We start from the raw sequence: 1,365 nt of genomic DNA, 5'->3' as shown, positions 1-1,365 counted from the left end.
CAGAGCAAAGAAGTCGTCATGGCGACCCACCTGCCCGATGCCCAGTAGCGCCGACCAGAGCGCCGCCATCTGCTCTTCAACCTCGCCCTCCGGCGCAACATAGCTTTCACGCGCGAAAGACGTTTCCTGCGGAACCGGCAACGCCTGTTTGTCTAACTTGCCGTGGACCGTTAACGGCAGTTTATCCAGCAGGACAAAAGCCGAAGGCACCATGTAATCCGGCAGCTGGCGTAATAACGCCTGCCGCAACTCACCGGTCAGAGACGACGCTTCACTCTCGCCCTTCTCCGCCACCACATAGGCCACCAGACTGGCTTCATCTCCCTGCGCCGCACGCAGCAACACAATGCCCTGCGCCACCGCCGGGTGCTGCTCCAGCGCCGCGGTTATCTCGCCCAGCTCAATACGGAAACCCCGTAATTTCACCTGCTGGTCATTACGGCCAATAAACTCCAGTTCACCGTCTTCCCGATAACGGGCCAGATCCCCGGTGCGGTACATCCGCTCGCCGCTTGTTGGGCTAAACGGATCCGCCAGAAAACGCTCAGCGGTCAGTTCCGGGCGATTCAGATACCCGCGCGCCAGCCCTGCGCCCGCAACATACAACTCACCCACGACTCCGTCCGGCACCGGTTGTTGCTGCGCATCCAGCAGATACAGTTTTAAATCAGGAATACGCTGCCCGACCGGGCTTTGGCTTCTCTGGCTGTCCTCACGGGTCAAAGGCCGGTAAGTCACATGCACCGTGGTTTCTGTTATCCCGTACATATTGACCAGCTGTGGCTGCGACTCGCCTGTCGACTCATACCACCCGGACAGCAGCGCCGTATCAAGCGCCTCACCACCAAAGATGACATAACGCAGTGCCAGCGCTAACGGGCGCTGCCGTTGCTCCGCTATCAATGAGCGGAAAGCGCTGGGGGTCTGGTTCAGGACAGTGATGCCCTCACGGCTGAGCAACTGATAGAAGGCCGCGGTATCACGCGTCTGCTCTGTCGGCACCAGCACCAGGCGGCCCCCATGCAGCAGGGCCCCCCAGATTTCCCATACCGAGAAGTCAAAGGCGAACGAATGGAACAGGCACCAGACATCCTGTTGACTGAAACCAAACCAGGGCTGTACAGCGCTGAACAGGCGGCTGACCTGACGATGCTCAATCATCACCCCTTTCGGCGTCCCCGTGGAGCCTGAGGTGTAGATTATGTAGGCCAGATGCTGCGGAGCCGCCCGGCCCTGAGGATTATCCTGTGGCTGCTGGTCATACACCTCTGGGTCGTGCAGCAACCACGGCGCCTGATACCCCTGCTGTTGCAGGGTGCGCTCACCGGTCGCGTCACACAGCACCAGAGCTGGCTGAGCATCATC

The 1,365-nt window shown here is 60.2% G+C and carries 1 protein-coding gene; it reads right to left on the bottom strand.

Annotated features, from left to right (window positions below; all coding sequences use genetic code 11):
* On the bottom strand, positions 1-1,365 hold a 1,365-nt coding region (locus tag PSI14_RS19905), incomplete at both ends, for an amino acid adenylation domain-containing protein (protein ID WP_273577713.1).

Source organism: Xenorhabdus anantnagensis, from assembly GCF_028598555.1.
Classification (GTDB): Bacteria; Pseudomonadota; Gammaproteobacteria; order Enterobacterales; family Enterobacteriaceae; genus Xenorhabdus; species Xenorhabdus anantnagensis.
This window is presented reverse-complemented; position numbering and strand designations above follow the sequence as displayed.